The sequence below is a fragment of the Methylobacterium oryzae genome, assembly GCF_036441375.1.
GTDB classification, from domain to species: Bacteria; Pseudomonadota; Alphaproteobacteria; order Rhizobiales; family Beijerinckiaceae; genus Methylobacterium; species Methylobacterium oryzae_A.
In genome coordinates this window covers 361,864-387,357 of record NZ_MLCA01000001.1, presented here as the reverse complement: position 1 = coordinate 387,357, position 25,494 = coordinate 361,864, and the positions used below count along the sequence as shown (strand labels likewise).

Sequence of the window (25,494 nt, the reverse complement as noted above, 5' to 3'; positions counted from 1 at the left end):
ACGGCGGATGGGACCAATCGGCCTCTGAACCGTTGACCGACACACCCTCCGCCCGCCGCGGCGGCGCGGAGCCGACCCAGACCGACATCCCGGAGTAGCCCCATGAAGAAGCTTCTGATCGCGACCCTCGCCCTCGCGCCCCTCGCCTTCGCGGGTGCCGCGCAGGCCCAGGGCACGGCCCGCGGCGCCCAGCGCGGCGTCGAGGACGGCTCGGCACACCTTCACGGCGAAATGCAATGTCAGCCGCGCGACACGAGAGGGGAAACGTGACGTCCCCGATCGCGGTCGGCGGCGGGCGCAGCGGTCGGCGTCGCGGGCGGCCGCTGCCTGCCGAAGGGCGATCCCGGCACGTCCCGACCANCGGCCCGGTGGGCGGGGTCGTCGGTGGCGCGGTGGGCGCGGCGACCGGCACGGTCGGCGGCGTTCTCGGCACCGATCCGGATCCGGCCCGGCGCGCCCGCGAGAACCGCCGCGAGGAGCGGATGGAGCGCCAGGAGCGTCTCGGCCGCTGACCGGCTCCGGCCAGTCGCCTCAGGCGGCCGGCCGCGCCTCCCGGCGGATCGTCTCCTGCGCGAGGAGATAGAGGCCCGAGCCGACCACGATCATGGCGCCCGCCACGGTCCAGCGGCTCGGAACGTCGCCGAACAGCAGGAAGCCCAGCGTCACCGACCACAGCAGCTGCGTGTAGATGAACGGCGCCAGCACGTTGGCGGGGGCCCGGGCATGGGCCATCACCAGCAGCCAGTGGCCCAGCGTGCCGAACAGCGCGACCCCGAACAGCAGCGCCCAGTGGGTCAGGCTCGCCGGGCTCGTCCAGATCCAGGGCAGGAGCGGCGCCATCAGCGCGAGCCCCGCGAGCCCCGTGTAGAACATGGTCGTCGCGGTCGAATCGTAGGCCGCGAGCTTGCGCGTGATGATCGCGTAGAAGGCGTAGACCCCAACGTTGGCCACGCAGAGCAGCGCGGCCGGATGCATCCCGCCGACGCCCGGCCGCACGATCACCAGCACGCCCAGGAAGCCGACCCCGATCGCCATGAGCCGCGCCCGCGAGGACCACTCGCCGAGCAGCGGCCCGGCGAGCAGCGCCACGGTGAGCGGCGCGGCGAACTGGATCGAGATCGTCTCGGCGAGCTGCAGGTAGCGCAGCGCCAGGAAATTGAGGGCCGTGGAGGCGAAGAGCAGCAGGGAGCGCGCGATCTGCAGCGGCAGGCGCCGGCTCTTCACGACGCCCGGCGTGCGCACCGGGTTGATGAACAGCGAGATCATGGCGACGCTCGCCGCGTAGCGCATGAAGGTCGTGACCAGGGGATCGACGCCGGCCCGCGCCAGCGTCTTGCCGCAGGCATCGAGGCTCGCGAAGAACGCGACGGCCCCGCACATCAGGGCGATGCCGACGATCCGTCGGCGGCCGGCGCGGTCGGCCTCCGGATCGGCGCGCGGCGCGGCGATGTCGTCGGGGGCGGAGGTCGCGACCTGCGTGCTCATGCCTGACCAGTCTCGGTAGAGGCCGATGTCCCTGCCACGCCCGGCACCGCGCCGGTATCCGTCGGCGCGCAGGGGAACCATGCAGACGGCACGGTCGCCCGCGCCGGCGGGGGTTCAGCGCCTCGCCGCGGCCTTGTCGGCGGAGGCGGTCTTCTCGGCGGAGGCCGTCTTGGTGGCGGTCTTGGCGAGCTTCGGCTTGGGCGGCGTCGTGCCGGCGATCAGGGCGGGGGCTGGTCGATGCACCACGCTCCGGAGCGCCCCGCAGCATCGACGATGAGGCCGTCGAGCGCCTGGTCGCCCTCACTCTGGAAGAGGCACCGGCCAACGCCACGCACTGGAGCACCCGCACGATGGCGCGCCGTACGGGCATGAGCCAGAGTGCCGGCGGCCCGCTCGACCCGGCGCGGCTCGATGGATCCGGTCGCGGCCGGCTCGGCGAGGCTCGCCGTCGCGACGGCCGGCGCGGCGGACTCGCGCTGGACGCGCAAGGTCCAGTGCGCGGCGGTGGAGAGCGCGGCGATGCCGAGAATCGCCTTGATGCCGCTGGTGAGCAGGGCTCGCATGGTCGTCAGGCCCGAGAGAACGCGGTTACGCGGAACCGGATCCCCGGCCCGGACGCATCATCGCGCGGGAGCGTGAACGAAGCCGCAACGGCCCTGGACGACCCTGTCCCGGAACGGGGCAGGGGCTGGTCCGCACCGCAGCGCGGGGCCGGTGGAAATCATGTGGGCCATGCGCCGGATCCGCGGTTCCTGTTCCCCGCGCTCCCGACACTCCTGCAGCGACTCGGCCCACTGAGCCTCACAGGAACGGCCCAGAGAACTGGTCCGGACCGCCCCGTCACTACCGACCCCGCCGCCATGCAGGCCCGAGCGGGCTCGCGAAACCTTCAGGCGCATCGGCCGCTGGGGACAGCCCGTGTAGAGGGTGACAGCCGAGCCGGCAACAGAGGCGCGGCGGTTTCGGCAAGGGCCGCGGCGATCAGCGCCCCGGGGCGTCCGCGGCGAAGCGTATCAGGGTGACGGTCTGCGCCGCCCGGCCTGCGCGGCGCGGGCACGGGATCCCGGTCGAGGGCGCGCACCGCGTCCGGGCCGGGATGGAAGCCGGACGTCCCCGCCGTCATCCCGGGAGGCTCCAGGCGAGCCCGCATTCCGGGACCGCCTCCGGCGATCCCTGATGCATGGTTTGCGGTCGCGGAATGTCGCGCGGTGTTCCCGGGTGCATCCCGGCCTGACGGACCGGGAGCGCGACCCCGTTCGCCGCCCTCGACCCGCGGGCCCTGACAGCGCTCGCGGGACGGGATCCTCGGGCGGGCCTCCGCGGCGCTACCGCAGCGAGCCGCAGAAGCGCTGGATGCGCCGGCAGGCCTCCTCCAGCACCGCGTTGGACGTGGCGTAGGAGATGCGCAGGTTCGGGCCGAGCCCGAAGGCCGAGCCGTGGACCGCGGCCACGCCCTCCGCCTGGAGCAGCTCCATGACGAAGTCCTCGTCGGTCTCGATGGTCTTGCCGCCTTCCGTCCTCTTGCCGATCAGCGCCGCGCAGGACGGGTAGACGTAGAAGGCGCCCTCGGGCGTCGGGCAGGTCAGCCCGTTGGTCTGGTTGAGCATCGACACGACGAGGTCGCGCCGGCCCTGGAAGGCCGCCCGGAACGTGGCGAGGTGATCCTGCGGCCCGTCGAGGGCGGCGACCGCGGCCCATTGCGCGATCGTGCTGGCGCCGGAGGTCTGCTGGCCCTGCACGAAGTCCATCGCCTTGATGAGCTGCTCCGGCCCGGCCGCGTAGCCGATGCGCCAGCCGGTCATGGCGTAGCCCTTCGAGACGCCGTTCATGGTCAGCGTCCGCTCGAGGAGCTGCGGCTCGACCTGCGCCGGGGTGACGAACTCGAAATCGCCGTAGGTCAGGTGCTCGTAGATGTCGTCGGTGAGGATGTGCACGTCCGGATAGCGGAGCAGCACGTCGGTCAGCGCCTTCATCTCGTCGCGGGAATAGGCGGCCCCGGACGGGTTCGAGGGCGAGTTGAGGACGATCCACTTGGTCTTCGGGGTGAGCACCCGGTCGAGCTCCTCCGGCTGGAGCTTGAAGCCATGCGCCATGTCGGTGTCGGCGAAGACCGGGGTGCCGCCGCACAGCCCGACCATCTCCGGGTAGGACACCCAGTAGGGGCGGGGGATCACCACCTCGTCGCCCGGGTTCAGGGTGGCCAGGAACGCGTTGTACAGCACCTGCTTGCCGCCGGTGCCCACGATGGTCTGCGAGACCTTGAAGTCGAGCCCGTTCTCGCGCTTGAACTTGCGCACGATCGCCTCGCGCAGGGGCACGATGCCCGAGACCGGCGGGTAGCGGGTCTCGTTGCGGTGGATCGCGTCGATCGCGGCCTGCTTGATGTGCTCGGGCGTGTCGAAATCCGGCTCGCCCACCGACAGGCTGATGACGTCGACGCCGGAGGCCTTCAGGTCCCGGGCCTTCTGGGTCATCACGATGGTCGCGGACGGCTTCACCCGCGAGAGGACGTCGGCGAGGAGAGCCATGGCGTGCGGTGCTCCGGATTTTCGAGGTTGGGCGCCGCCTCTTCGCGGCGCGGCGGACCCTATTCCCGGGACGCTGAGCCGGCAAGGCGGTGCGCGGCACGAAGCCGAAGCTCGCGCCCGGCGCGGCGCGCAGGTCTCTCCCGCGCGGCCGCCCTCGCTTTGCGGGATCGTCGTTACCAGATCCTGCCCATGACCCCGCTCTCCGTCCTCGACCTCTCCTTCGTCGGCGCCGATTCGACCCCGGCGCGGGCGCTGCACGACACCCTGGCGCTCGCCCGCCACGTCGACGGCCTCGGCTACCGGCGCTACTGGCTCGCCGAGCACCACGCGCTCCCCAACGTGGCGAGCCCCGCCCCCGAGATCATGATCGGCCAGATCGCCGCCGCGACCCGCACCCTGCGGGTCGGCTCGGGCGGGATCATGCTGCCGAACCACGCGCCGCTGATGGTGGCCGAGCGCTTCCGGGTGCTGGAGGCCCTGTTCCCGGGCCGGATCGACCTGGGTCTCGGGCGCGCGCCCGGCACGGACGGCCTCACCGCGCGGGCGCTGCGCCGCCGGGAAGCGCCGGGGGAGGGCGGGGGCGACGACTTCCTCGACCGCCTGCAGGAATTGCTGTTCTGGGACGGCGGCTTCCCGGAAGGTCACCCCTTCGCGCGGATCGAGGCGAGCCCCGCGGGGGTGCCGCTGCCGCCGATCTTCCTCCTCGGCTCGTCCGACTACAGCGCCCGGCTCGCCGGCGAGATCGGCTGCGGCTTCGGCTTCGCGCAGCACTTCTCCGGGATGCCCGCGGAGCCGCCGATGCTGGATTACCGGAACCGGTTCCGGCCGACGCGCCTCGGCGCGAAGCCCCACGCGATCCTGGCGGTGGCGGCGATCTGCGCCGCCACGGACGCGGAGGCCGAGCGGCTGGCCGCCAGCGCGCGGCTGGCGACGCTGCGGCGGGAGCGCGGCGAGTACCGGCCGCTGCCGAGCCTCGCCGAGGCGCTGGACTACCCGTATTCCGACGGCGAGCGGATGCAGATCGAGCGGGGCCGCGACCGCCTGCACGTGGGCGGCCCGGAGACCCTGCGGGCCCGGCTCGCCGAGATGGTCCAGCGCACGCGGGCCGACGAGCTGATGATCGTCTCGGCGATCCCCGACCAGGCGGCGCGGCACGAATCCTACGCGCTGCTGGCGCGGGCCTGGGGCCTCGGCGCCGCCTCACAGGCGGCCTGAGCCGTCACCCGGCGCCCGCCGCGGGTCCTGGCGGCGGCGCCGCCGGCCGTGCAGGCTCCTCCCGGTCACGCCCGCGACCGGACGGGCCGATCGGGCCGCCGAGGAGCGCACGGTGGCGCCCGAGACCACGCCGGCGGGGGCGCCGCCCTCCGGCATGCCCCGCGACATGGTCCTCCTCAACATGCGCCGCGGCGACGGCTACGCCCTGGGCGTGAAGACGAAGGACGGCGTCCTCGACGTCGAAGCCGCCGGCCGGGCGCTCGGGGATGCCGGTCCCGCCGACATGGACGACCTCCTCCAGAACGGGCGCGGCCCGGCTCTGCGGGCGCTGAGCGACGCGGTCGAGGCCGCCCCCGACGGGCGCTTCATGCTGGCGGAATCCGGCATCGCCTACGCGCCGGTGGTCACGCGGCCCGAGAAGATCATCATGATGGGGTTCAACTACCGCCACCACGCGGAGGAGACCGGCACGCCGATCCCCAAGGCCCCACCGCTGTTCAACAAGTACAACAACGCCCTGAACCACCACGGCGGCACGATCGCGCTGCCGACCCAGGCGGCGCGGGAATTCGACCACGAGACCGAGCTGGTGATGGTGTTCGGCCGCGAGTGCCGGAACGTGTCCGAGGCGGACGCCCTCGATTACCTCGCCGGCTACTGCACGGGCAACGATTTCAGCGCCCGGGACCTCCAGACCCTGACCTCGCAGTTCATGATCGGCAAGACCTCGGACGGGCTCGCGCCGCTCGGCCCCTACCTGGTGACCGCCGACCGGGTGAAGGACCCGAACAATCTCAAGCTGAAGACGCTGGTGAACGGCCAGGTGCGCCAGGACTGGAGCACCGACGACATGATCTTCAACTGCCGCCAGCTGATCAGCTTCGCGTCGAAGGTGATGACCCTGAAGCCGGGGGACATCTTCTACACCGGGACCCCGCAGGAGGTGATCTTCGGCGAGAAGATCCCGCGCAAGGACCGGGCGTGGCTGAAGCCCGGCGACGAGGTCGTGTCCGAGCTGGAAGGGCTCGGTGAGCTGCGCTTCAGGCTGGTCTGATCCGTCGTCCGAGCGGTGCGACCCGCACCGTCATCACGGGCGCAGCGACGTGACCCAAGGCAGCGCGACGGCAGGTGTCGTCGGGCCGGCCGGATCGCTTCGCTCCGCTCGCGAGGACGGCACTGTCGCAGCCATCACCCGTGAACGGCCCGGGTGCTGGGACCGTCCTCAGCGCCCGAACAGGCGACCGAGACGGGCGAGGAAGCCGCCCCCGTCCGCGGGCCTCGCGCCGGGCGTCGCCGCCTGCGCGGCCTCCGCCCTCGGCGCCAGGACCAGCCCGAGGGCCGCCGTGTCGGTGGTCTCGCGGTCGATCAGGATCAGGCTGCCGGTCTCGCGGTTCTGCGCGTAGGCGTCGACCGCCACCGCCCGGTCGAGGCGCAGGGCCACGTCGGCGATGTCGTTCGCCGACAGGCGCTCGGCCGGGCCGGGCTTGCCGGTCTCGGGATCGATGCGCGAGACGATCCGCTCCACGGTCGCGGTGACCGTGGCGGTGCCGATCTTGGCGAACAGGCTCGCGCCCGGGTTGAGATCGGTCTCGGCTGCCCAGAACAGGCGCGCGTCGAGGGTCTCGGTGACCCGCATCGGCGCGTCGGCGGCCACGATCACCTGACCGCGGGAGGCGTCGATCTGGTCGGCGAGCACCAGCGTCACCGACTCGTCCTCGCCGGCCTCGGGCAGGTCGCCGTCGGCGGTGTAGATCCGCGCCACCGTTGAGGTCCGGCCGGAGGGCTGGACCGTCACCGAATCGCCCGGCCGCACCCGGCCGCTGGCGATCCGGCCGCTGTAGCCGCGGAACTCGGAATTGGGCCGGTTGACCCACTGCACCGCCATGCGGAACGGCGCGTTCAACGCCTCCGCGCGGACCGGCACGGTCTCGAGGTAGTGGAGCAGGGTGCCGCCCGTGTACCAGGGCGCCGCGACGCCCGCGTCCACGACGTTGTCGCCGTTCTTGGCCGAGAGCGGGATCGCCTTGACCTCGGAAAAATTCAGCCCGCGGGCGAAGTCCGAGAACCCCGCCACGATGCCGTCGAAGGTGCCCTGCGCCCAGCCGGCGAGGTCCATCTTGTTGACCGCCAGCACGACGCGGCGGATCCCGAGATTCGAGACGAGCAGCGCGTGGCGCCGCGTCTGGCGGGTCAGGCCCTGGCGGGCATCGACCAGGATCACCGCCACGTCGGCCGTCGAGGCGCCGGTGGCCATGTTGCGGGTGTACTGCTCGTGGCCGGGGGTGTCGGCCACGATGAAGGAGCGCTTGTCGGTGGAGAAGAACCGGTAGGCGACGTCGATGGTGATGCCCTGCTCGCGCTCGGCCTGCAGGCCGTCGACGAGCAGCGCGAGGTCCATCTCCTGCCCCTGCGTCCCGTGCTTGCGGGAATCGCGCTGGAGCGCCGAGATCTGGTCGTCGAAGATCTGCTTGGTGTCGTGCAGGAGCCGCCCGATCAGGGTCGACTTGCCGTCATCCACCGAGCCGCAGGCGATGAAGCGCAGCACCGCCTTGTTGCGGTGGGCAGTCAGGAACGCCGCGTAGCCGGAGGCCCGGTCGGTGAAGGCCGTGGGAGCCTGGTGGAGCGTCATCAGAAATAGCCCTCCTGCTTCTTGCGCTCCATGGCGCCGGCCCCGTCCTTGTCGATCACCCGGCCCTGGCGCTCCGAGGTGCGAGCGGCGAGCGTCTCGCCGATGATCTCGGGGAGCGTCGCGGCGTCGCTCTCCACCGCGCCGGTGAGCGGGTAGCAGCCGAGGGTGCGGAAGCGGACGAGGCGCTGCTGCGGGGTCTCGCCGGGCGCGAGCGGCAGGCGCTCGTCGTCGACCATGATGAGCTGGCCCTCGCGCTCCACCACCGGCCGCTCCTTGGCGAAGTAGAGCGGCACGATCGGAATGTTTTCCTGCTCGATGTAGAGCCAGATGTCGAGCTCGGTCCAGTTCGACAGCGGGAAGACCCGCAGGGACTCGCCGCGCTTCTTCTTGAGATTGTAGAGGTGCCAGGGCTCGGCGCGCTGGCGCTTCGGGTCCCAGCGGTGCTGCGCGGTACGGAGCGAGATGATCCGCTCCTTGGCGCGGCTCGCCTCCTCGTCGCGGCGGGCGCCCCCGAAGGCGGCGTCGAACTTGTGCTTGTCGAGCGCCTGCCGCAGGGCCTGCGTCTTCATCACGTCGGTGTGGACCTCGGAGCCGTGGCTCACCGGCCCGACACCGCGGGCGAGCCCGTCCGGGTTGGTGTGGACCAGGAGGTCGAGGCCGAGCTCCTTCGCGCGGGCGTCGCGGAAGGCGATCATCTCGCGGAACTTCCACGTCGTGTCGACGTGGAGCAGCGGGAACGGCAGCCGCCCGGGCGCGAAGGCCTTGAGGGCGAGGTGCAGCAGCACCGAGGAATCCTTGCCGATCGAGTAGAGCATCACCGGGTTCTCGGTCTCGGCGACCGTCTCCCGGAAGATGTGGATGCTCTCGGCCTCCAGCCGCTTGAGGTGGCTGAGGCGGTCGGCGGCGGTCTGCGCGTGCATCGTGGCGCTCGGCTGCACGGCGGCGGCGAGGGCGGCGCTCATCGGGCGAACTCCGGCTGGCGGGCTGTCTGAGTCGGGGTGGTCTCGAAGGCGGCGGGCTCGAGGATCGCGGGCTCTTGGCCCGGCTGCACGGCCGCACCGGGGCGTCCGACGTGCAGGCCGCACTCCTTCTTGTCTTCCTGCTCCCACCACCAGCGCCCGGCCCGCTCGGGCTCGCCGAGCTTCACGGCCCGGGTGCAGGGGGCGCAGCCGATCGACGGGAAGCCGCGATCGTGCAGGACGTTGTAGGGCACGAAATTGTCGCGCACGAAGCGGTCGACCTGGTCGCGCGACCAGTCGGCCAGCGGGTTCAGCTTGATCAGGCCGCGCTCCGCGTCGAACGCGGCGAGCGGCGTCGCGGCGCGGTTGGCCGACTGGCCGGCCCGCAGCCCGGTGAGCCAGCCGCTCGCACCCGCGAGGGCGCGGCCCAGCGGCTCGACCTTGCGGAAGCCGCAGCAGGCCTGGCGCGCCGCGACCGACCGCCGGAAGCCGTTGATGCCCTCGGTCCGAACGAAATCCTCCGCGGCCGCGCGCTCGGGCGTGTAGGCGGCGATCCGGATGCCGTAGGCCGATTCGGTCTCGGTCCAGGTGTCGTAGGTCTCGGCGAAGAGGCGGCCGGTATCGAGGGTGACGATCTCGACGCGCCCGTCGGTGAGCCCCTTGGCGAGCTTGGCCATGGCCAGGGCGTGGGTGAGCGCCTGGTCCTCGACCCCGAGGCTCGTCGTGAAGACGAGGCGCCCGGGGATCTCGGCGGCGATCAGGTGGAGGCGGCCTGGAAGGTCGAGCCCGGACAGCCGCTCCGCGAGGGTTTCGGCCGCCTGTCGGTCCGGACGGGTCATCGCGCCATGTCCCGGGGTTCGCGTGGTGGAAAGGCCACGGCCAGCGCCGTGCCTGTTGTCGGACGGTCGAAATGTTCGCTATACCGAACGAAGTCAAGGCGCCCCGGCGCGCTTGGCGGGGTCGGACCGGCGGTTCGGCGTGCGGTTGCGCACAGCTTCCGGCACGGGCAGCATGGGTCCGAGGTAAAAGATTCTTCTCACCGGCACCGGTAGACACGTATATGCGCCCGCGCCTCTCGCGCGGCGGAAGCCCACGGAGACAGCTTTGGACGCGATCGATCTGAAGATTCTCGCCCTGCTGCAGACGGACGCCACGCTCTCCATCGCGGCGATCGGCGAGCGCGTGGGCCTGTCGCAGACCCCGTGCTGGAAGCGCATCCAGAAGCTGGAGGCCGACGGGGTCATCGACCGCCGGGTGGCGGTGCTCGACCCGGTGAAGCTCGGCCTCGGCCTGACCGTGTTCGTCTCCATCGAGACGGCCGACCACTCGCAGGAGTGGCTGCAGCGCTTCGCCGCAACCGTCTCGGCCATGCCGGAGGTGCTGGAGTTCTACCGGATGGCCGGCGACGTGGACTACATGCTGCGCGTCGTGGTCGCCGACATGCAGGCCTATGACAGCTTCTACAAACACCTCATCGCGGTGCTGCCGCTCAAGAACGTCACCTCCCGCTTCGCCATGGAGAAGGTGAAATCCACCACGGCCCTGCCGCTGCCGGCGCCGCCCAAGAACGGGCGGCACCTGCCGGGAACGGCGCCCGTCCTCGCCGTGGTCGGAGAATGATCTTCTCTTTTTTCGCAGCGCAGCGAATGCGATGTCCTAAACTCCGCCCGTTCTGCAAAACGAACGTTTCCTGATTGACACCGGCCGCGCCGGCCACGACATGGTCCCGTAATGTCCCGCCAGAATCTCCTCCCGCGCACCGCCCCGTTCGGGGACGGCGAGCGCGCCAGCCTCGACGCGGTGCTCGGCGCCGCGAGTCCCACGCAGCGCGCGTGGCTCGCCGGCTTCCTGGCGGGCCTCGACGCCGCGGGCGGCCAGCAGGCCGCCGTGCCGGCGGCCCCGCCCAAGGCCGCCGCGCCGCTGACGGTGATCTACGCCAGCGAGTCGGGGAACTCCGAGGCGCTCGCCGGCAACGTCGCGAAGCTCGCGCGCAAGCAGGGCTTCAAGCCGAAGGTCGTGGATTTCGCCGACCTCGACGTCGCGACTCTGCCCAAGGCCGGCAAGCTGATCGCCATCGCGGCGACCTGGGGCGAGGGCGAGCCGCCGGCCCGGGCCGTGCGGGCCTACGGCGAGCTGATGGGGGAGGGCGCCCCGCGCCTCGACGGCGTCGAGTTCGCGGTCCTGTCGCTCGGCGACACGTCCTACGCGGAGTTCTGCGCCATCGGTAAGGCGCTCGACGCGCGCTTCGAGGCGCTGGGCGCCAAGCGCGCCGCCGAGCGGGCCGACCTCGACCTCGACTTCGAGAAGCCCGCCGCAGACTGGATCAAGGGCGCGCTGAAGGCCCTCGCCCCGGCGGAGCAGCCCGACAACGTCGTGGCGGTGGACTTCGCCCGCGCCGGCGCCGGCGAGGACGACGAGGCCGAGCCGAGCCGCGAGCCCGCGGTGGTCGAGGTCGTCGAGCACGTGAACCTCAACTCCTCGCGCTCCGACAAGGAGACGATCCACCTCGCGCTGGCCTTCGAGGACGGCGCCCCGGCCTACGAGCCGGGCGATTCGCTGGAGATCTTCCCCGAGAACGACCCGCAGCTGGTGGACGAGATCCTCAGCGCCGCCGGGCTCTCGGGCGACGAGGCCCTGCGCACGGCTTTGCTGGCCGAACGGGACATCACCACGCTCTCGGCCGCCACGATCGAGCGGTTCGTGAAGGCCACCGGCCACACGGACGCGCAGAAACTCATCGACAGCGGCGAGGCCAAGGCCTGGATCGAGGGCCGGCACCTGATCGACCTGCTGGAGACCTACCCGGCCAAGCTCACGGCCGAGCATCTCGGCACCATCACCCGGCCGCTGCCGCCGCGGGCCTACTCGATCGCCTCCTCCCGCAAGGAGGTGGGCGACGAGGTCCACCTCGCCATCGCGGCGGTGCGCTACGAGACCCACGGCCGCGCCCGCTCGGGCGTCGCCTCGGTCCAGGTCGCCGACCGGATCCGCGACGGCGCCAAGCTGCGGGTGCGGCTCAAGCCGAACCGCCATTTCCGCCTGCCGCAGGATCCGGCCACCGACATCATCATGGTCGGGCCGGGCACCGGCGTCGCGCCGTTCCGCGCCTTCGTGCAGGAGCGCCGGGCGATCGAGGCCCCCGGTCGGTCGTGGCTGTTCTTCGGCGACCGGCAGTTCACCCACGACTTCCTGTACCAGCTCGAGTGGCAGGACGCCCTGGAGGACGGGTCGCTCACGAAGATCGACGTGGCCTTCTCGCGGGACCAGCCGGAGAAGGTCTACGTGCAGGACCGGATCACCCAGCACGCGCAGGAGCTGGTCTCCTGGCTCGACGGGGGTGCCCACTTCTACGTCTGCGGCGATGCCAAGAACATGGCCAAGGACGTGCGCGCCGCGGTGGTGAAGGCCTACGAGACCGCCAAGGGCCTCAGCGCCGCCGACGCCGAGGCGCAGGTCGCGGCTTTGGAGCGCAGCCACCGCTACCAGCAGGACGTTTACTAAGGACACACCGCTCCCCGCACCGCGGGGGGCCTTCGACGAGATGCGGCAGAGACAGGCGGGACGCAGGTCCCCTCTCCCGGGCGGGAGAGGGACAGGGTGAGGGATCAGGTCTTTCCGGAGAGGGCGCGCCCCTCACCCCAACCCTCTCCCGCCCGGGAGAGGGGGCCGGTCGCGGATCCGGTTCCAGTCCTGCACCGGCTTCGCCCCGCTCGCCACCTCCCTATCGGGGAGGAAGACGCGTTCAGACAGACGGATTCACCCCATGGACGACCACAGCCCCCGCGACGCCGCCGAGACCCCGACCTCCGCCCCGGCCAAGCGCGTCTACGAGACCCCGCCGACCGCGCGCCCGATCACGGACGCCGAGGCCGCGCGCGCGGAGAAACTCGCCGCGAACGAGCACATCAAGATCGCCAGCGGCTACCTGCGCGGCACCCTGGCGGACGGCCTCCTCAAGCACGCCACCGGGGCGATCTCGGAGGATGACGGACAGCTCGTGAAGTTCCACGGGATGTACCTGCAGGACGACCGCGACCTGCGCCCCGAGCGGACCAAGAAGAAGCTCGACAAGGCCTACAGCTTCATGATCCGCCTGCGCATCGCCGGCGGCGTCATCACCCCGAAGCAGTGGCTGATCCTCGACGACATCGCCCGGACCTACGCGGGCGGAGCGCTGCGCGCGACCACGCGCCAGACCTTCCAGTACCACGGCGTGATCAAGTCGAACCTGAAGCGCACGATGGCGGCGATCGACGGCGCGCTGCTCGACACGATCGCGGCCTGCGGCGACGTCAACCGCAACGTCATGGCGGCGACGAACCCGGCCCAGGTCGGCGCCCACAAGGCCGCCTACCAGCTCGCCAAGGACATCTCCGACTCGCTGCTGCCCAAGACCAGCGCGTGGCGCGAGATCTGGCTCGACGGCGAGCGCGTGGTCGGCGGCGAGGACGCGGCCGAGGTCGAGCCGGTCTACGGCCGGACCTACCTGCCGCGGAAGTTCAAGACCGTCGTGGCGGTGCCGCCCTCCAACGAGGTCGACATCTTCGCCCACGACCTCGGCTTCATCGCGATCCTCGACGAGAAGAACCAGGTCACCGGCTGGAACGTCACGGTGGGCGGCGGCATGGGCATGACCCACGGCGAGCCCGACACCTTCCCGCGCACCGCCGACGTGATGGGCTTCGTGGAGCCCGCGGACGCCATCAAGGTCGCCGAGGCGGTGATGACCGTCCAGCGCGACTGGGGCAACCGCAAGAACCGCAAGAACGCCCGGCTCAAGTACACGATCGAGCGCTACGGGCTCGACGCCTTCCGGGCCGAGGTGGAGAAGCGGATCGGCAAGAAGCTCGGCGCGCCCAAACCCTTCACCTTCACGGGCAACGGCGACCGCTACGGCTGGGTGGAGGGCGACGACGGCCGTCACCACCTGACGCTCTACGTGCCCTCGGGCCGGATCAAGGACATCGCGGGCGGCGCGCAATTCCTGTCGGGCCTGCGGCGCATCGCCGAGGTGCACGAGGGCGATTTCCGCCTCACCGGCAACCAGAACGTCATCATCGCCAACGTCCCGGCGGAGAAGCGCGCCGAGATCGACGCGCTCGTCGACGAGTACGGCCTGACCCGGGGCGCGAGCGCGCTGCGGCGCAGCTCGCTGGCCTGCGTCGCCCTGCCGACCTGCGGGCTCGCACTGGCCGAGAGCGAGCGCTACCTGCCGGACCTGATGACCGAGCTGGAGGAGAGCCTCGCGTCCCACGGGCTTGCCGAGGAGGAGATCACGATCCGCTCCACCGGCTGCCCGAACGGCTGCGCCCGGCCGTTCATCTCCGAGATCGGCCTCGTGGGCCGCGGCCCCGAGCGCTACCACCTCTATCTGGGCGCCGCCCATGACGGCTCGCGGCTGAGCAAGCTCTACCGGGAGGACGTGGCGGCCTCCGAGATCCGCGACACCCTCGACCCGCTCTTCGCAGACTACGCGAAGGGCCGGCAGCCGGGCGAGCATTTCGGCGACTACCTGGTCCGCGCCGGCCACGTGGCCCGGACCACCAACGGCCCGGACTTCCACGAGCGGACCGGCGCCCTCAAGCCGGCCACCCTCGGCTGAAGCAGGATCGCGGCGTCGGGGCCGGACGCGGGCCGAGCCCAACCCGGTCCGCCCATCCCGCCTCATCCCGAGAGGCCGAACGCCGCGATGGTCTCGGAGGCCGCCTGCCGGCCGGGCGGTCCCTGGGCATCGCCTCCGAGGCGGCTGCCCGCTCGGGAGGAAGGGCCTGAGGGGAGCTCGAGAACGCCGTCTCATCTGCCTGCCCCCCGCGGACGACAACGGCGGCGCCCCGCGCCGGCTTCGTCGGCCTGCTCGGCGCACACCTGGTCCTGAGGCCGAACTCGACCGGCCGTCCGCCCCCGTGGGCCTCTCCGGCCGCGATGAGAATGAACGTTCATTGACATGAGAATGAACGTTCATTACAACATTGGGGCACACAGGAGCGCGCGATGGCTCTCACCCTTGAAGGCCGCTGGTCCGATCTCGATACGGAGCGCTTCGGCGCCCGCGGCTCGGGCGTCCTCGCCCTCGTCCGGACCGTCTGCACGCCCGCCAACCTGACCTTCGGCGCCGTCCTGGCCCTCGCCTGGCTGGCGCTCATCGGCTGGACCGGGGCCGGACCGGACGGCTGGCAGGCCCGGATCTGCGCCGACCTGCATCAGGGACCGCAATCCTGCGCCATCGCCAGCCTGGGCAAGGACCAGAGCCGCGTCGCGCCGGTCGCGGTCACCGCGCAGCCCGGACAGTGACCGGCGCAGCGGACAGGGCCGCGGAGGCCCGCGGCGGCCCGTCCGCCCGGCGCGCGCATATCCTCGACGCCGCCGAAGCCTGTTTCGCCCGCAACGGCTTCCATCGCACCACCATGCAGGACCTCGCCCGCGAGGCCGCGATGAGTCCGGGCAACTTCTACCGCTACTTCGAATCCAAGGAGGCCTTGGTCCTCGGACTGGTGGAGCGCGAGCGCGAGCGCGGAACGCTCCTGGTCGCCGAGATGGAGGGCAGCGGCGACCCGCGCGGGACGTTGCTGGGCATCATTGCCCGCTATTTCGCGTCGATCACCCGCGAGGCCGCGACCCTGCGGGTGGAGATCTGGTCGGAATCGACCCGCAACCCCGATATCGCCGCCATGACGGCGCGAACCGAGGCCGAGAGCCGCGACTGGTTCGTGACGACCCTGTCCGAACTCGCCACCGCGCCCGACTGCGACCCGGCAGGGCTCTACGCGCTGCTGGCGCCGTTGATGAAGGGGATCGTCGTGGGCCGCGCCGCGCTGCCCGATTACGACGTCGCCGCGGCGATCGCCCAGCTCCACGCGCTGCTCGACGCCGGGCTCGACGGCCGCCTGCCGTCCTCGGTGCCCCCGGATCGGCCCGCGGCCCGCTGATCCCGGCGACGCGGCGCTTCTCCGGGCCGCACCGGCGACGAGCCCGCACGGCCGCCATCCGCGATCGCGCGCCGGTTCCGGCGCGCGGTGGGCTGGCCGGTCCACGATCCCCCCTCACGCGGGCCGGCTGGCCGTTCCGGGCAATGCTGCGCGCCATCGCGGAGCCCGAGGCCGTGAGTCGGGCCACTCCTGCCCCGGCCCCGGATGCGTCGGGTTGCATAATCGCGACAAATCACACGCTCAAGTTGACATCTTTGAATGACTTCAAAGTATTGCTCCTCAAAGCGTGCTTTCCGCGCCACATCCCGGCAGAGGACGCGCGCGTGACCCGCTTCTTTTCCGATCGGCATTGAGAGCAGGCGGTGTTTGCACTCTAGAAATACCGCACCGCGCGGATACGCCGCTCTTAAGAACGATTTTAAATCATGCCTTTTGTCCAGATCGACACCTTCGATCAAATCAAATACTGCCGGTCGCGCCTGAATTTCTGCAGCACCGGACTCGCGACGTCGCTCCTTCTGCTCGCGCCGACAGAGATCCGCGCGCAATCCGAGCCGGCCGCCGACGAGGTCGTTCTCTCCGAACTCAGTGTTGCGGGCACGGGCCCGGCCAGCGAGCGGGCCGACGGTCCCGTCGTCGGCTACCGGGCGACGCGCTCGGCGACCGCCACGCGCACCGACACGCCGGTGCGCGACTCGCCGCAATCGATCAACGTCGTGCCCCGTTCGGTGATCACCGATCAGCAGGACCTGCGGCTGACCGATGCCGTGACCAACGTCAGCAACGTGGTCCTCGGCAGCACGGTGCAGGGACGGTCGCAGAACTACCTGATCCGCGGCTTCTCCACCCAGGTCTTCGCCGTCGACGGCATGCTGGTCGATCCGGCCATCAACTTCTACCCGGTGACGCGCGACCTCGTGGATGCCGAGCGCGTCGAGGTGATCAAGGGGCCGGCCTCCGTGCTGTTCGGCCGGGGCGATCCCGGCGGCGTCATCAACATCGTCACCCGCCGGCCGACATTCGAGCCCACGGCCGACGCGAGCGTCCAGGGCGGGAGCTTCGGCTTCCGGCGCTTCCAGGGTTCCGTGTCGAGCGCCCTGCCCGCCGTCGAGGGCCTCGCGGCGCGTCTCAGCTTCGCCGCCCAGGAGGATCCGACCTTCCGCAACTACGGTGGCGACACCAACCGGCGCGTCTTCGTGGCGCCGGCCTTCAGCTGGACGCCGAGCGCCGACACCCGGGTCTACGTGAACTCGGAATTCACCAACCAGCACACCCAGTACGACGAGGGGCTGGTGGCCTTTCGCGGCCGCGTCCCGCTCGACAACATCGGCCGGTTCTACGGTGAGCCGTCCTCGCGCTACTTCGGCGCGTTCAACACGATCACCCTGCGGGCCGAGCACGACGTCAACGAGAACCTGACGCTCCGGCAGGTCATCGCCGGGCAATGGGGCACGTTCGACGTGTTCGCCGCCCGTGCCCTATCGGTCAACAATGCCGGCACGCTGCTGACCCGGCGCGAAGCCACGGTCAACTCGCGCTTCGCCGCGGTCGACAGCCAGACCGAGGCCGTGATGAAGTTCGACACCTTCGGCTTCGCCCATACGGCGCTCCTCGGATTCGAGTACTCGAACGGCTTCCGCCACGCCTTCTCCCAGCAGGGCAACCTCGCCCCGGTCAGCTTCCTCAACCCGATGTTCGGCGCGGCTTTCCAGCCGCTCCAGTTCCAGGCCGACCTGAAGCAGAAGCTGGAGGTGTTCGGGCTCTACGCCCAGGACCAGATCGTGCTGGCGCCGGGCTTGCAGCTCGTCGTCGGGGCACGGTTCGATCTCGGCAGCCAGTACTATTTCAACCGCCAGCCGGCCTCGCGGACCCAGCCGCCCGAGCAGACCCTGTTCGGCGCCTCGCCGCGGGTCGGGCTGATCTACCGGCCGTTCGAGCCGCTGACCTTCTACGCGAGCTACGCCACGTCGTTCCTGCCGCAGACCGCCAGCGTGCTGAACGTGGCGAGCCCCCCGCCCAGCACGGGCGAGCAGGTCGAGGCCGGCACCCGGCTCGATCTCACGCCCGGCCTGACCCTGAGCGCGGCCGCCTTCCAGATCGTCCGGGACAACGTCGCGGCCACCGACCCGCGCAATCCCACCTTCTCGGTCATCACCGGCCAGCAGCGGTCGCGGGGTGTCGAGGCCGATCTGGCCGGCGAGATCCTGCCCGGCTGGAACATCATCGGCAGCGTCGGCCTGATCGACGCCCGGATCACCAAGGACACGACCTTCGCGGTCGGCAACCGGCTCACCGGCGTGCCGGTGTTCAGCGGCAGCCTGTGGACGACCTACGATGTCCAGCAGGGCCCGCTGCGCGGGCTCGGGCTCGGCTTCGGCGTCACCCATGTCGGCCGGCGCTACGGCGACCTCGACAACAGCTTCACCGTGGGCGCCTACAACCGTCTCGACGCGCTCGTGTACTACGATTTCGACGCCCACTGGCGCCTGTCGGTGAACATGCGCAACCTGACGAACGTGCGCTACATCGAGGCGCCGACCAGCGCGACCAACAACACCCCCGGCGCGCCGTTCACGGTGCTGGCGACGATCACCGCCCGGCTCTGAACCGGGCGGGCGGCCTCGCGGAGGCGGCCTCGTCTCGTCGCGTCACCGGGCGCGCGCAGCGCTGCCGGCCCCGCACGGAGCGATGCACGCCCGGGCGGCGCTCCACGGACCGGCGTCATGACGCCCCAAGCGCCTTCGCGGCGCTCGCGACGGCGAGCGGGCTGGAGCGGTCGGAGGCCACACGGGCGCGGGGTCTCACACCGCGCGGACGACCCCTGCCGACGCTTTCGGCTCGACGGCCCTGCGCCGGGCACCGGCGCGGCGTCGCAGGACGTAGAGGGTCAGGCCGGTGGCCGCGAAACCCGGCATGGCCAGGGCCGCGAGACAGAACAGCAGAGCGACGAGATCGCCGAAGAAGCGGCCGCGATGCACCTCCAGGATGTTGTCCAAGAGACGCCGGCCCAGCGGCGCATCGGTGGCGCGCTCGGAGGCCAGCAGGGCGCCCGTGAGGGCATCGTAGCGCTCCTCGTTGCGGGCGCTCGGCGCATCGACGCCCTTGTGCAGCCAGCGGATCCGGATCGCCTTCGTGTCGGCCCCCGGCAAGGTCAGGACCGCGGTGCCAGCGGCGTCACCGGTCCGCGCGCGGAAATCCGCCCAGGCGCGGTCGATGGCCGCGCCGCCATCGGCCCCGGCATCGACCGGGCGTCCGGCAGCCTTGCCCCCGGCCGGGCGCGCAGGCTTCCCCGCGTCCGGAGCGCTCGCGAGCAGCCGCGTGGCGCCGTCCTTGAACGACGGGTAGGACCATGTCAGGCCGCTGAGCGCGATCACTAGGTAGACCGGCAGCAGCCACGTCCCGACCACGGCGTGCAGCGACCACCAGCGCGGCCGGCCGGGGCGCGACAGGGCCGGCTTCAGCCAGATCCGCCAGCGATGGATCCGCGGCCAGCGCAGGTAGAGACCCGTCGCCAGGAAAGCCAGCAGCGCCAGGGTGCAGGCGCCCGTGATCGTGCGGCCCCAGCCCTTGGACCCGCCGGGGAGCAGCAGCCAGCGGTGCAGGTCCCGCACCGTGGTGAAGGCCCCCTCCAGCCGCACGGGGCCGAGCAGGCTGCCGTCGTAGGGGTCGGCGTAGGCGGCGGGCGGCCGCGCGCGGGTCTCGGGATCGCGGGCGAAGCGGACATGGACGCTCGCGCGCGGATCGTCCGACAGGGTCAGCACGTTGGCGACGCGGCCGCCCGCCTGCGCGTCGATCCGCGCCGCCAGCGCCGCGGGGGGCAGCGCCGTCCGCCCGGCGGGCGCGACCTCGAGCCGGTCGCGGTTGGCGAAGGCGGTCACCGCCTCCTCGTAGCTCATCAGCGCCCCGGTCAGGCCCATCAGGGCGAGGACGAGGCCGGCGGTGAGGCCCAGCGCCCAGTGCAGGCGGAAGAGCAGGGTCCGGAGGGCGGGAATCGGCAGCGTCATGGCAGTGCCGGCTGCCTAGCAGAGTCCGGCCACGCTGACGACGCGGCGGGACGCATGCCCCGCCCGCCTGTCCGGCCGTCCCGCCGGCCTCAGGTGATCGGCGCGGGGTTGAACAGGGTCAGGTCGTTGAACAGCCCCCACCGGTCGGACCAGGGGCGCTTGCGCCCGCTCGCCACGTCGAGGATCAGGTGGAACAGCTCCCAGCCGACCTCCTCGATCGTGGCCGCGCCGGTGGCGATGCGGCCGGCATCCAGGTCGATCAGGTCGGACCAGCGCTCGGCCAGCTCCGTGCGGGTCGCGACCTTGATCACCGGCGCCTGTGCGAGACCGTACGGCGTGCCGCGGCCGGTGGAGAACACCTGCAGGGTGATGCCCGAGGCGAGCTGCAGCGTGCCGCAGACGAAGTCGCTCGCCGGGGTCGCGGCGAAGATCAGGCCCTTCTCGCGGACGCGCTCGCCCGGCGCCAGGACCCCGGAGATCGCGCTCGTGCCCGACTTGGCGACCGAGCCCAGAGCCTTCTCGACGATGTTGTTGAGGCCGCCCTTCTTGTTGCCCGGCGACGGGTTGGCCCGTCGGTCGGCCTCGCCCTTGGCGAGGTAGGCGTCGTACCACGCCATCTCGCGGACCAGCGCCTCGGCGACCTCCGGAGTCTTGGCGCGCGGGGTCAGGAGGTGGATCGCGTCGCGCACCTCGGTCACCTCCGAGAACATCACGGTGGCGCCGCAGCGGACCAGCAGGTCGGCGGCGAAGCCGAGCGCCGGGTTGGCGGTCACCCCCGAGAAGGCGTCGCTGCCGCCGCATTGCAGGCCGACCACGAGGTCCGAGGCCGGGCAGGTCTCGCGGGTCCGGCGGTTCAGCACCTCCAGGCGGGCCTCCGCCATCGTCAGGATGCTCTCGATCATCGCCGAGAAGCCGTGATGGCGCTCGTCCTGGAGCCGCACCACCCCGTCGCCGGCCGCGCCGTTGTCGGGCAGGAGCCGCTCCGAGACGAGCTTCTCGCAGCCGAGGCCGACGACCATGACCTCGCCGCCGAAATTCGGGTTCTGCGCGAGGCTCTGGAGGGTCCGGATCGGCACCACCGCCTCAGGGGCGTTGATGGCGACGCCGCAGCCGTAGGCGTGGGTCAGGCCGACCACGTCGTCGACGTTGGGGAAGCGCGGCAGCAGCTCCTGCTTGATCCGCCGGATCGCCACGTCGAGGGTGCCGGCGACGCACTGCACGCTGATCGAGATCGCCAGGATGTTCTTGGTGCCCACCGACCCGTCCGGGTTGCGGTAGCCCGCGAAGGTGTAGCCCGCGAGCGGGGGCAGGGGAGCCGGCACGCGGGTGGCCATGTCCAGCGCGTCGAGGGCGGGGGCGACCGGCGTCGCGACGCGGGATTCCTCCACCCAGGCGCCCCGCGGGATCGGTTGCGTGGCGATGCCCACCACCTCGCCGTAGCGGCGGACCTCCCCGCCCTCCGGGATGTCGGTGAGCGCCACCTTGTGGCCCTGCGGCACGAACTCGACGAGTTCCAGCCCGTCCGGGAACACCGTGCCGGCCGGCAGCCCGAAGGCGTTGACCACGATCGCGACGTTGTCGCTGTCGCTCAGGCGGATCGTGCGCGGCACGTCTCCGCCCCCTCCGGCTCCCGCGGCGGCCGGGCGCGGGCGGGTCGGGGCTTCGATCTCGGCCTGCATCGGGTGCTCCTTCCGTGACGCGCCCGTCCGGGCTTCCGTCGGGATCAGGCGGCGTCGCCGACCGCGTGGTTCGCCAGGGCCTCCAGGGCCTTCACCATGGCGGAGTGGTCCCAGGCCGCGCCGCCCTGGGCCACGCAGGCCGAGAACAGCTGCTGCGCCAGCGCCGTGGCGGGCAGGCTGAGGCCCAGCGTCCGGGCGTTGTCCAGGGCGAGGTTCAGGTCCTTCTGGTGCAGGCCGATGCGGAAGCCCGGGTCGAAGGTCCGCTCGATCATCCGCGCGCCGTGCAGCTCCAGGATCCGCGAGGTGGCGAGGCCTCCGGTGATCGCCTGCCGCACCTTGGCGGGGTCGGCGCCGGCCTTCGAGGCGAAGAGCAGCCCCTCGGCCACCGCCTCGATGGTCAGGGCGACGATGATCTGGTTGGCGACCTTGGCCACCTGTCCGGACCCGACCGGGCCGACATGCGTGACCGTCTTGCCCATCGCCTCGAACAGGGGCTTGGCGCGCTCGAAAACCTCCGGCTCACCGCCGACCATGATCGACAGCGCGGCGTTCTTGGCCCCGACCTCGCCGCCCGAGACCGGCGCGTCGAGATAGGCGCCACCCCGCGCGGCGACCCGGACGGCGAAATCCTTGGTGGCGAGCGGCGCGATCGAGCTCATGTCGATCACGGTCTTGCCCGGCGACAGGCCCTCGGCGACGCCCCCGGGACCGAACAGGACCTGCTCGACGTCCGGCGTGTCGGGCAGCATCAGGACGATCGTGTCGGACCGCTTCGCGACCTCGGCGGCGGTGGCGCAGGCGGTGCCGCCCGCGGCCAGCAGCGCGTTTGGGACGCTGCGCCGGCTCTTGAGGAACAGGCTGTGGCCCGCCGCGATCAGGTGACCCGCCATGGGCGCGCCCATGATACCGAGGCCGATGAATCCGATGTTCATGGGGATCGATCCCGGTTGCGGGTCAGGCGCGGAAGCGGGCGGCCAGCGCCTCGGCGTTGCGGGCGAGCAGCCCCATGTCGGAGCCCACCGCGGTGAAGCGGGTGCCGGCCGCGATGTAGCGGCGGGCCAGCTCCTCGCTCGGCGTGAGGATGCCGGCCTGCTTGCCGGCCCGGACGATCCGGGCGACCGCCGCCTCGATGGTGGCGACCACCTCCGGGTGGCCCTGCTGGCCGAGATAGCCGAGGCTGGTGGAGAGGTCGCCGGGCCCGATGAACACGCCGTCCACGCCCTCCACGGCGGCGATCGCGTCCAGATTGTCGAGGGCGCGGCGGGACTCGACCTGCACCGCCACGAAGATCTCGGCCTCGCAGCGGGTGTGGTAGTCCTTGATCCGGCCAAACCGGGCGGCGCGGGGCGCCTGCGAGAAGCCGCGGATGCCGCGGGGCGCGTAGCGCGTCGCCGCGACCACGCGGGCGGCCTGCTCGGCATCGTCGATGTTGGGGATCATCAGCGACTGCGCGCCGGCGTCGAGGATGCGCTTGATGGTGATGGGATCGTCGCTCGGCACCCGCACCATCGGGTGCGTGTCGCCCTCCATCATCGCCTGGAGCTGGGCGTAGATGTCCCGGAGGTCGTTGGCCGAGTGCTCCATGTCGAGGAGCAGCCAGTCGAACCCGGCCCCGGCGACCACCTCGGTGGAGATGGGGCTCGCGAGGCTGCACCACAGGCCGATCTGCTGGCGCCCCTCGGCGAGGGCCGCCTTGAAGCGGTTGGTGAGGCTGTCCATCACGATCCTCCCTGGGCGTCGCGGCGTCTGCGCGCCGTCCGCCCCATCACGCGCAGCCTTCCGCCGCGAGGTCAAAGCCAAACACTGGATCAATCGATGCGGATCGAGCATCAATCGACCGCATACGCTCGGGCGGGCGGCATCTCGGCGAGGATCGAGACCAGCTGGGCGATCAGCGGGTCGTCCGCGTCGCGGCGCCAGGCGAGGAGCAGTTCCACCGGCCGCGGCGCGGGCAGGGCGAGGGGCCGGAACACCACGCCCTCGAAGCGCAGGCGCTCGGCGGCGGCCGGCACCAGGGCGATGCCGAGCGCCGCCCGGACGAGGGCCAGGATCGAGTGGATCTGCGTGAGCTGCTGGACCATCGCCGGCCGGATCTCGGCCTCGGCGATCAGGCCGAGGACGAGGTCGTGGAAGTAGCGCGCCTCGTTCGGCGCGTAGCCGACGAACGGCTCGCGCCCCAGATCGGCGAGGGTGAGCGCGTCGCGCAGGGCCAGGGGGTTGCCGGCCGGCAGGGCCACGACGAGGGGTTCAGCCAGCGCCCGGACGGCGATCAGGTCCGGATGCGTCACCGGCGGGCGGACCAGCGCGGCGTCGATCCGGCCGGCGAGCAGCTCCTCGATCTGGTCCTTGCTGACCATCTCGCGCAGCGCGAGCGTCACGTCCGGCAGCGCCCGCCGGAACGCCGTGACGAGCCGCGGCAGGAAGTCGTAGGCCGAGGCCGCCGTGAAGCCGCACTTGAGGACGCCCGCGCGGCCCGCCGCGACCTGCCGGGTGACGTGGGTCGCGGTCTCGGCGAGCCGCAGGATGCGCTGGGCCTCGGGCAGGAAGCTGCGGCCGGCGGCGGTCAGCCGGACGGTGCGGCTGGTGCGCTCCAGGAGCTGCACGTCGAGGACGCGCTCCAGGACCTGGATCTGCCGCGACAGGGGCGGCTGCGTCATGTTCAGCCGGGCGGCCGCACGCCCGAAATGCAGCTCCTCCGCCACGGCGGCGAAGCACCGGAGCTGGCTGAAATCGAACATGACGGCTCCCTCTGCGGATGGCGACGCAGTCGGGAGGAAGCATAAGGCCTTCGCGGCCGCCACGTTCAGGCAGCCGCCCTCATCCAATTAGCTGAGGCGGCGGCCTCCGGGCCCGGCCGGCCTACGGGGTTACCTCGTGCCCGGCATAGTCGATCCGGCCGTCCGGCCCCTTGGTCCACTCGTAGATGACGTAGTCGGGCCGGGTGAGGTCGCCCTTCCTGTCGTAGGCGATCGGCCCGACCACCGTGTCCACCGGCCTGCCCTGGTGCAGCCAGTCCGCGAGTTTCCTGCCGTCGCTGGAGCCGGTCTCGGCCATCGCCTTCGCCAGGACCTGCACGGCCGCGTAGGCGTAGAGCGTGTAGGCCTCGGGATCGATGCCCCGGGCGTTGAACGCCGCCACCACGCCCTTGGCGCTCGGGTTCTTGCGGGCGTCGGGCGCGAAGGTCATCAGGGTCCCCGCCGCGCCCGGGCCGGCGATCTGGACGAATTCCTTGTCGGGGATGGCGTCGCCGCTCATCATGCGGGCGGCCAGGCCCTGATCGCGCATCTGCCGGATGATCAGCCCGGCCTCGGTGTGCACGCCGCCGAAATAGACGAGGTCGACGTTGGCCGACTTCATCTTGGAGACGAGGGCCACGTAGTCCTTCTCGCCCGGGTTGATGCCCTCGAACAGCACCTCCTTGCCGCCCTTGGCCCTGAACGCCTTCAGGGTCTCGTCGGCCAGACCCTTGCCGTAGGGGGTCTTGTCGTGGACGAAGGCGATCTTCTTGCCCGGGAAGTGATCGGCCAGGTAGCTGCCCGCCACCGCGCCCTGCTGGTCGTCCCGGCTGCAGGTGCGGAACGTGTTCCACATGCCGCGCTCGGTGAACTTCACGCTCGTGGAGGCCGGCGTGACCTGGATGATGCCGGCGTCGAGGTAGACGTCGGAGGCCGGGATCGTGACGCCGGAATTGTAGTCGCCGACGACCATCTTGACGCCGTCGCTGGCGAACTTGTTGGCGACCGAGACGCCCTGCTTCGGGTCGGAGGCGTCGTCGCCGACCGTGACGGTCAGCGTCCTGCCCTTCAGCGTCCCGGCCTTGTTCAGGTCCTCGACCGCCTGGCTCACGCCGTTCCGGATCTGGGCGCCGAAGGCCGCGTTCGGCCCGGTCATGGGCGCGGCGACGCCGATCTTCACCGGCGCGCCGCCCTCCTGACCTTGCGCCGCGGTCATGAACAGCAGCCCGGCCAGGCCGGCCATCAGTAATCGCGTCATCTTTCCCCCAAGATGCGGCCGGTCAGATCGCCGACGAACGCTGAGTTCGGACAGATCAACGCGCATCGCCGCGCGC

22 protein-coding genes and 1 pseudogene are annotated in these 25,494 nt (G+C 71.6%); 11 read left to right on the top strand and 12 right to left on the bottom strand.

What is annotated here, in order from left to right:
- Positions 1 to 102 precede the first annotated feature (102 nt).
- Both MOTC310_RS01745 and MOTC310_RS01740 read left to right on the top strand, forming a co-directional pair.
- Positions 103 to 270 (top strand): hypothetical protein, encoded by a 168-nt coding sequence (locus MOTC310_RS01745; RefSeq protein WP_331300584.1) that lies wholly within the window; start codon positions 103 to 105, stop codon positions 268 to 270.
- 98 nt (positions 271 to 368) lie between these two features.
- Positions 369 to 512, top strand: coding sequence for a hypothetical protein (locus tag MOTC310_RS01740; RefSeq protein ID WP_331301488.1), 144 nt, complete (start codon positions 369 to 371; stop codon positions 510 to 512).
- Between the two features lie 19 nt (positions 513 to 531).
- Here MOTC310_RS01740 and MOTC310_RS01735 read toward each other — a convergent pair whose 3' ends face one another.
- Positions 532 to 1,485: a DMT family transporter gene (locus tag MOTC310_RS01735; protein ID WP_331300583.1), complete on the bottom strand. Its 954-nt coding sequence runs from the start codon at positions 1,483 to 1,485 to the stop codon at positions 532 to 534.
- A 114-nt stretch (positions 1,486 to 1,599) separates the two neighbouring features.
- The gene (locus tag MOTC310_RS01730) at positions 1,600 to 1,728 is read right to left on the bottom strand and encodes a hypothetical protein (RefSeq protein ID WP_331300582.1); all 129 of its coding nucleotides are present in this window, start codon (positions 1,726 to 1,728) and stop codon (positions 1,600 to 1,602) included.
- Here MOTC310_RS01730 and MOTC310_RS01725 point away from each other — a divergent pair.
- Positions 1,713 to 1,865 (top strand): annotated as a pseudogene (locus tag MOTC310_RS01725) (helix-turn-helix domain-containing protein); the annotation flags it as partial. The gene MOTC310_RS01730 and the pseudogene MOTC310_RS01725 sit on opposite strands and share 16 nt — an antisense overlap.
- A 945-nt stretch (positions 1,866 to 2,810) precedes the next feature.
- Here MOTC310_RS01725 and MOTC310_RS01715 read toward each other — a convergent pair.
- Entirely contained in the window at positions 2,811 to 4,013 is a 1,203-nt protein-coding gene (locus MOTC310_RS01715) for a pyridoxal phosphate-dependent aminotransferase (protein WP_331300581.1), read from the bottom strand.
- A 189-nt stretch (positions 4,014 to 4,202) separates the two neighbouring features.
- Between MOTC310_RS01715 and MOTC310_RS01710 the strand changes: the two genes are divergently transcribed.
- Positions 4,203 to 5,228, top strand: coding sequence for an LLM class flavin-dependent oxidoreductase (locus MOTC310_RS01710; RefSeq protein ID WP_331300580.1), 1,026 nt, complete (start codon positions 4,203 to 4,205; stop codon positions 5,226 to 5,228).
- Between the two features lie 112 nt (positions 5,229 to 5,340).
- Positions 5,341 to 6,282 carry a fumarylacetoacetate hydrolase family protein gene (locus MOTC310_RS01705; RefSeq protein WP_331300579.1) on the top strand — a complete coding sequence of 314 codons (942 nt, stop codon included), beginning with the start codon at positions 5,341 to 5,343 and terminating at the stop codon, positions 6,280 to 6,282.
- Positions 6,283 to 6,450: 168 nt separating this feature from the next.
- Here MOTC310_RS01705 and cysN read toward each other — a convergent pair whose 3' ends face one another.
- The 3 genes from cysN to MOTC310_RS01690 are packed head-to-tail and all read right to left on the bottom strand — an operon-like array spanning position 6,451 to position 9,655.
- Positions 6,451 to 7,857 carry a sulfate adenylyltransferase subunit CysN gene (gene cysN / locus MOTC310_RS01700; protein WP_331300578.1) on the bottom strand — a complete coding sequence of 469 codons (1,407 nt, stop codon included), beginning with the start codon at positions 7,855 to 7,857 and terminating at the stop codon, positions 6,451 to 6,453.
- Positions 7,857 to 8,819 (bottom strand): sulfate adenylyltransferase subunit CysD, encoded by a 963-nt coding sequence (gene cysD / locus MOTC310_RS01695; RefSeq protein ID WP_331294252.1) that lies wholly within the window; start codon positions 8,817 to 8,819, stop codon positions 7,857 to 7,859. Before cysD ends, cysN begins: the two co-directional genes overlap by 1 nt.
- Positions 8,816 to 9,655 carry a phosphoadenylyl-sulfate reductase gene (locus MOTC310_RS01690; protein WP_331300577.1) on the bottom strand — a complete coding sequence of 280 codons (840 nt, stop codon included), beginning with the start codon at positions 9,653 to 9,655 and terminating at the stop codon, positions 8,816 to 8,818. The genes cysD and MOTC310_RS01690 overlap by 4 nt, the downstream gene beginning before the upstream one ends.
- A gap of 265 nt (positions 9,656 to 9,920) precedes the next feature.
- Here MOTC310_RS01690 and MOTC310_RS01685 point away from each other — a divergent pair, with 265 nt between their 5' ends.
- The 6 genes from MOTC310_RS01685 (at position 9,921) to MOTC310_RS01660 (ending at position 18,348) form a co-directional block, all read left to right on the top strand.
- Positions 9,921 to 10,436 (top strand): Lrp/AsnC family transcriptional regulator, encoded by a 516-nt coding sequence (locus MOTC310_RS01685; protein WP_010686224.1) that lies wholly within the window; start codon positions 9,921 to 9,923, stop codon positions 10,434 to 10,436.
- A 111-nt stretch (positions 10,437 to 10,547) separates the two neighbouring features.
- Entirely contained in the window at positions 10,548 to 12,317 is a 1,770-nt protein-coding gene (locus MOTC310_RS01680; RefSeq protein WP_331300576.1) for a diflavin oxidoreductase, read from the top strand.
- 262 nt (positions 12,318 to 12,579) lie between these two features.
- Positions 12,580 to 14,418 (top strand): NADPH-dependent assimilatory sulfite reductase hemoprotein subunit, encoded by a 1,839-nt coding sequence (locus MOTC310_RS01675; protein WP_331300575.1) that lies wholly within the window; start codon positions 12,580 to 12,582, stop codon positions 14,416 to 14,418.
- 389 nt (positions 14,419 to 14,807) lie between these two features.
- Positions 14,808 to 15,107 (top strand): hypothetical protein, encoded by a 300-nt coding sequence (locus tag MOTC310_RS01670; protein WP_331300574.1) that lies wholly within the window; start codon positions 14,808 to 14,810, stop codon positions 15,105 to 15,107.
- Positions 15,104 to 15,742: a TetR/AcrR family transcriptional regulator gene (locus MOTC310_RS01665; protein ID WP_331300573.1), complete on the top strand. Its 639-nt coding sequence runs from the start codon at positions 15,104 to 15,106 to the stop codon at positions 15,740 to 15,742. The genes MOTC310_RS01670 and MOTC310_RS01665 overlap by 4 nt, the downstream gene beginning before the upstream one ends.
- A 425-nt stretch (positions 15,743 to 16,167) precedes the next feature.
- Positions 16,168 to 18,348, top strand: coding sequence for a TonB-dependent siderophore receptor (locus MOTC310_RS01660; protein WP_331300572.1), 2,181 nt, complete (start codon positions 16,168 to 16,170; stop codon positions 18,346 to 18,348).
- Between the two features lie 195 nt (positions 18,349 to 18,543).
- Here the strand turns inward: MOTC310_RS01660 and MOTC310_RS01655 are convergent, their stop codons facing one another.
- From MOTC310_RS01655 to MOTC310_RS01630, 6 genes are all read right to left on the bottom strand, one after another.
- On the bottom strand, positions 18,544 to 19,746 hold the full coding sequence (locus MOTC310_RS01655) for a PepSY-associated TM helix domain-containing protein (RefSeq protein ID WP_331300571.1): 1,203 nt from the start codon (positions 19,744 to 19,746) through the stop codon (positions 18,544 to 18,546).
- A gap of 89 nt (positions 19,747 to 19,835) precedes the next feature.
- Complete coding sequence (garD, locus tag MOTC310_RS01650; protein ID WP_331300570.1) at positions 19,836 to 21,425, bottom strand: galactarate dehydratase; 1,590 nt, start codon at positions 21,423 to 21,425, stop codon at positions 19,836 to 19,838.
- A gap of 44 nt (positions 21,426 to 21,469) precedes the next feature.
- On the bottom strand, positions 21,470 to 22,357 hold the full coding sequence (locus MOTC310_RS01645; protein WP_331294260.1) for a 2-hydroxy-3-oxopropionate reductase: 888 nt from the start codon (positions 22,355 to 22,357) through the stop codon (positions 21,470 to 21,472).
- Between the two features lie 22 nt (positions 22,358 to 22,379).
- Positions 22,380 to 23,144, bottom strand: coding sequence for an HpcH/HpaI aldolase family protein (locus MOTC310_RS01640; protein ID WP_331300569.1), 765 nt, complete (start codon positions 23,142 to 23,144; stop codon positions 22,380 to 22,382).
- A 110-nt stretch (positions 23,145 to 23,254) separates the two neighbouring features.
- Entirely contained in the window at positions 23,255 to 24,163 is a 909-nt protein-coding gene (locus MOTC310_RS01635) for a LysR family transcriptional regulator (RefSeq protein WP_331300568.1), read from the bottom strand.
- 121 nt (positions 24,164 to 24,284) lie between these two features.
- Positions 24,285 to 25,418 carry a branched-chain amino acid ABC transporter substrate-binding protein gene (locus MOTC310_RS01630; RefSeq protein WP_331300567.1) on the bottom strand — a complete coding sequence of 378 codons (1,134 nt, stop codon included), beginning with the start codon at positions 25,416 to 25,418 and terminating at the stop codon, positions 24,285 to 24,287.
- Positions 25,419 to 25,494: the final 76 nt, after the last annotated feature.